Origin of the sequence: Streptomyces sp. WM4235, from assembly GCF_001279725.1 — a bacterium.
Classification (GTDB): domain Bacteria; phylum Actinomycetota; class Actinomycetes; order Streptomycetales; family Streptomycetaceae; genus Streptomyces.
In genome coordinates this window covers 1-5,733 of the sequence record NZ_LGDE01000086.1, presented here as the reverse complement: position 1 = coordinate 5,733, position 5,733 = coordinate 1, and the positions used below count along the sequence as shown (strand labels likewise).

Annotated in this window: 1 protein-coding gene; it reads right to left on the bottom strand. The window is 75.0% G+C overall.

Translation table 11 applies throughout. The features are described from left to right. The coding region (locus ADK55_RS09230; RefSeq protein WP_159041333.1) for a non-ribosomal peptide synthetase at positions 1–5,733 on the bottom strand (5,733 nt) is incomplete at both ends.

The following is a 5,733-nucleotide window of genomic DNA, read 5'->3' as shown; positions in this document are numbered from 1 at the left end:
TCGTGCCGATCCACCACCGCACCCAACACCGCCACCACACCCGCCCGATCAATCCCCACCGGCAACTCCACCACCGCCGACATCGCGAACCGGCCGATGTTCCCTCCGAGTTCGAGGAGGTGCCGGGCGATCGGCAGGAGCGGCATCCAGCCCTCGCCGTCGTCGGCGGGCCGTGCGGGGGCGGCGGTGGCGCCCTCGGTGAGGGTCGCGGCGGAGGCGAGTTCGGCGACCGTGCGGAGTTCGAAGATCTGCCGCGGGGTCACAGACACGCCGCGGGCCCGGGCGCGGGCCACGACCTGGATGGAGCGGATGCTGTCGCCGCCGACCAGGAAGTAGTCGTCGTCGACGCCGACCCGGTCCAGGCCGAGCACCTCGGCGTACACCTCGGCCAGGACCTGCTCCTGCCTGGTGCCGGGGGCGCGGTAGTCGCCGCCCGTGAAGACCGGTTCGGGCAGTGCCGCGGGGTCGGGCCGTCCGTCGGGGCCGAGCGGCAGCGCCGGCAGGGACACGAACACGGCGGGGACGAGTTCGGCGGGCAGCCGTCCGGTCAGGAAGTCCCTGAGTTGGGCGGCCGAGGCGCCGGGGGTGAGTTCCAGGGCGTCCGCGGGGTCCCCGTCCGAGGTGGCGGGGACCGTGTAGGCGACCAGGCGGCGGCCGTTGCCGGTCCCGTCGTGGGTGATGACGACGGCCTCGGCCACGCCGGGGTGGGCGGTGAGGGCCGCCTCCACCCGGGTGCGGTCGACGGCGGCGGCGCGCACGGCCGGCTGCCGGGTGCCGGCGGTGGCCGCGGCGCCGGGCGCCGGCAGCGGGCGGTCCGGGGTGTCGGCGACCCGTGCGAGCAGGTCGGTGAACCGGCGGGTGAACTCCTCGGCGGTGGCCCGGTCGTAGAGGTCGGTGGCGTACTCCAGGCCACCGACGACGCCGGTGCCGGGGATGTCGGCCATGGTGAGGAACAGGTCGAACTTCGCGGTGTCGTTGGCGACGGTGTCCAGGGACACCCGCAGACCGCTGAGCTCGAAGTCCTCCCGGACGATGTGCTGCCAGCCGAACATCACCTGGAACAGCGGGTGGTGAGAGGTGGAGCGGTCGGGGTTGAGGAGTTCCACGAGTCGTTCGAAGGGCACGTCCTGGTTGTCGTACGCCGCCAGCGCCCGGTCGCGCACCTGGGCGAGGACGTCGGTGAAGGAGGGGTCGGAGTCCATCCGGACGCGCAGCACCCAGGTGTTGACGAAGAACCCGACGAGGTCGGCCAGTGCCTCGTCGGTGCGGCCGGCGATGGGGGACCCGATGGCGACGTCGTCGCCCGCGCCGGACTCGCGCAGCAGGACCGCCAGGGCCGCCTGGAGGACCATCGAGACGGTCGCGCCGTGCGCCCGGCCCAGGTCGGCCACGGCCCGCGCGAGGGCGGGGTCGAGCGTGAACTCGACCAGGCCGCCGCGGTGGCTGGGGGCGGCGGGGCGGGGCCGGTCGGTCGGCAGCGCGATCGGCTGGGGCAGGCCGTCCAGTTCCGTCCGCCAGTAGGCGGACTGACGGGCCATGAGGCTCAGGGGGTCGGCCTCGTCGCCGAGGAGGTCGCGCTGCCAGCGGGCGTAGTCGGTGTAGCGGACGGCCGGAGCGGGCAGGCCGGGGTCCCGGCCGGCCAGGCGGGCCTCGTAGGCGGCGCCGAGGTCCCGCATGAGCGGTGGGATGGACTCGCCGTCGCCGGCGATGTGGTGGATGACGAGGACGAGGCGGTGGTCGGCGGGTCCCAGGCGCAGGACGGTGGCGCGCAGGGGCAGGTCGGCGGCGAGGTCGAAGACGTGGGAGACCGCGCGGGCGACGGCGGCGTCGGGGGTGTCCCGTTCCCCGGGGCCGCACTCGACCACGGGCAGCGGCACGTTCACCGTCGTGGCGGGCGAGACCTGCTGGAAGGGGACACCGTCGGCGTCCTCGCCGATCAGGGTGCGCAGCGCCTCGTGGCGGGCGATCACGTCGTGGAGGGCGCGGTTGAGGGCGGGGAGGTCCAGCGGCCCGGTCAGCCGCAGCACCAGGGGCAGGTTGTAGGTCGCCGAGGCGCCCTCGAACCGGTCCACGAACCAGATGCGTCGCTGCGCGAAGGAGAGCGGCACCCGGTCGGGACGGTCGTCGGCGCGCCGGAGTTCGGGCCGGGCGGGGACGCCGAGGGCGGGCTGGAGGGCGAGCTTCGCGACGGTCGGGGCGTCGAACAGGGCGCGCAGCGGGACCTCGGCGCCCAGCGTGGCCCGGATCCGGCCGATCAGGCGGGTGGCGAGCAGGGAGTGGCCGCCGAGGGCGAAGAAGTTCTCGTCGATGCCGACCTTCCGGAGTCCGAGGACCTCGGCGAACAGGGTGCACAGCACCTCTTCGCGGACGGTCCGGGGTTCCCGGCCGCCTTCGGCGCCGCCCAGTTCCGGCTGCGGGAGCGCGGCGCGGTCCAGCTTGCCGCTCGGGGTCGTGGGGAGGGCGTCGAGGAGGACGAACGCGGAGGGGACCATGTAGCCGGGCAGGCCGGCTTCGGCGTGGGCGCGCAGGGCGGTCGCGAGCGGGCCGGTGTCGGGGCGGGTGGTGCCCGGCAGGGCGACGGCCGTGGCCGCGGGGACGGCGTACGCGACGAGGATCCGGCCGCCGGAGGGTCCCTCGCGGACGACGGCGACGGTCTGTTCCACGCCGGGGTGGCCGCTCAGGACGTTCTCGACCTCGCCGAGTTCGATGCGGAAGCCGCGGACCTTGACCTGGTCGTCTGCGCGTCCGAGGTACTCCAGGGTGCCGTCCTCGCGCATGCGGGCCACGTCGCCCGAGCGGTACATCCGCTCACCGGGCCCGCCGTGGGGGTCGGCGGTGAAGCGTGCCGCGGTCAGGGCGCCGCGGCCGTGGTAGCCGCGGGCCAGGTGGGGGCCGGCGATGTACAGCTCGCCGGGGACGCCGACGGGGACCGGCCGCAGGGCGTGGTCGAGCAGGTGGATCCGGGTGTGCGGCAGCGGGCGGCCTATGGGCGGGACGCCGGGACCCGCGAGCGGCTCGCTCAGGGTGGCCACGATGGTGGTCTCGGTGGGCCCGTAGGCGTTGATCAGTCGGCGGCCCGGCGCCCAGCGTTGGACGAGCTCCTCGCCGGCCGCCTCGGCGCCGACGACCAGGGTGCGCAGTCCGTCCAGCCCCTCGGGGTCGAGGGTGGCGACCAGGGAGGGGACGAGCAGGGCGTGGGTGACACGGCGTTCGCGCAGGAACCGGCCGAGTGCCTCGCCGACCAGCGGGCCGTGGGGCGGCAGCACGAGGGCGGCGCCGCTCGCCAGTGCCATGAGCACCTCCATGGCGGCGCCGTCGAAGCTGGCGGAGGCGAACTGCAGGACGCGGCTGTCGGGGGTGATGCGCATGCGCTCGGTCATGGCCTCGGCGAGGCCGGCGAACCCGGTGTGGGTGACGAGGACACCCTTGGGGCGGCCGGTGGAACCCGAGGTGTAGACGACGTAGGCGAGGTCCTCGGGCCGCGGGAGCGGGAGCGGGGCGGTGGCCGGTCGGGTGGCGATGCGGTCGTGGTCGGCCTCCAGGTCGACCACGACCGCGGCGCCCGGTGCGAGCCGGCCGCGAGCGTCGCCGGCGGTGACGACGAGGGTGGCGCCGGAGTCGGCGAGCATGTAGGCGAGCCGGTCGGCCGGGTAGCCGGGGTCGAGCGGGACGTGGGCGGCCCCCGCCTTCATGATGCCGAGCATGCCGGTCAGGAGGTCCGCGCCGCGTTCCAGGCACAGGGCGACGATCGTGCCGGGTCCGGCGCCGAGGTCCCTCAGGTGGTGGGCGAGCCGGTCGGAGCGCGCGTCGAGTTCCGCGTAGGACAGGGCGGTCCGGTCGTCCTCGACGGCGAGGGCGTCGGGGCGGGCGGCGGCGTGGGCGCGGAAGAGGCCGGGGAAGGTCTCGGCGGGCACCGGCGGGCCTGCGTCCGCGGACGCCTCGGTCGGGGTGCGGCCGTCGGCGGCGACCGTGCCCAGCGGGTCGACGCGGCCGGTGAGTCGCTCGGGGTCTTCGGCGATCAGGCGCAGCAGGTGCCCGAGCCGTTCGGCGATGCCGGTCACGGTCTGCCGGTCGAAGACGTGGTGGTGGTACTGGAGGGCCAGTCGCAGGTGGGGGTCGGCGTCGGCGGTCACCACGAGCGGGTAGTGGCTGCCGGTGAACGGGGTGAGGCCGGTGATGGCCACCTCGGAGGCGTCGCCGGCGGCGTTGATGCCGGCCCGGTCGACGGGGTAGGACTCGAAGACGACGACGGTGTCGAACAGGGCGGCCAGTCCGGCGGCGCTCTGGATGTCGGCCAGTGCGTGGTGGTGGTGGTCCAGGAGGGCCGCCTGTCGGTCCTGGAGGTCCGTGAGCAGTTCGCCCAGCGACCGGGCCGGGGCGCAGTCCACCCGCACGGGCAGGGTGTTGATGAACAGGCCGACCATGCCGTCGACGCCGGTCACGGCGGGCGGCCGGCCGGAGACGGTGGTGCCGAAGACGACGTCGCGGCGGCCGGTGAGGGCGCCCAGGAGCAGCGCCCAACCGCCCTGGACCAGGGTGTTGAGGGTGATGCCGAGTTGTGCGGCGCGCCGGGCGAGGTCGCGGGCGAGGTCCGCGGGCAGGGGCACGGCGACCTGTCCGACCTCGGTGTGGAGTTCGGTCCCGGCGGCCGGGGCCAGCAGGGTGGGTTCGTCGACGCCGTCGAGTTCCTCGGCCCAGGCGCGGGAGGCCGCGTCGCGGTCCTGGGCGGCGAGCCAGGTGAGGAAGTCGCGGTAGCCGCGGACCCGGGGCAGCGCGGTGGGGTCGCCCGCACAGGCGTAGAGCGCCATCAGGTCGCTCATCAGCAAGGGGACGGACCAGCCGTCGAAGAGCACGTGGTGGGCGGTCAGGACGAGTTCGGCGCGGTCCGCTCCGGTGGTGAGCAGGGTCATGCGCAGCAGCGGTGGCCGGACCGGGTCGAAGTGGTCGTCCTGGTCCTCGCGCAGGACGCGGGCGAGTTCCGCGGCGCGTTCCTCCTCGCCCGCGTGGCGCAGGTCGTGGTGGTGCCAGGGCAGCCGGACGCCGTCGACGACGAGTTGCACCCGGTCGCCGGAGGGGCCGGGGACGAAGGCGGTGCGCAGGTTGGGGTGGCGGTCCAGGAGGGCCTGGCCGGCGCGGCGCATCCGGTCGGGGTCCACGGGGCCCGACAGGTGGTGGACCATCTGCATGTGGTAGGCGTCGAAGCTGGTTCCGGCGAGCAGGGCGTGGAAGAGCAGGCCTTCCTGGAGGCCGGTGAGGGGCCACACGTCGGTGAGTCCGGGGTACTGCTCCTGCCAGGTGTCCAGGTCGTTCTGGCGGACGGTGACGAGCGGTACGTCGGAGGGGGTCGGGCCGCCGGCGCCGGGCCGCGTGGCGTGCCGGGCCAGTGCCTCCAGTGCGGTGTGCCACAGGTCGGCCAGTTCCCGGACGTCCTCGCAGGACAGCAGTCCGGTGGGGAAGGCGAAGCGGGCGGTGAGCCGCGGTCCGTCCTCGCCGTCGGTGACCAGGGCGTTGACGTCGAGGACGGACGGGGCGGGCATGTCCGGGTCCATCCGCGGGATGAGGCCCTCGGTGCCGGCGGCGCGGTTCCATCCGTTGCCGCGCAGGTGGGCGGGCATGTCGGTGGTGGAGGAGTGGCGGCCGAGGTAGTTGAAGGCGATCTGGCCGGTGGGGTGCGGGGCGAGGACGGCGGCGGTCTCCTCGTTGAGGTGTCGCAGCAGCCCGTACCCGAGTCCC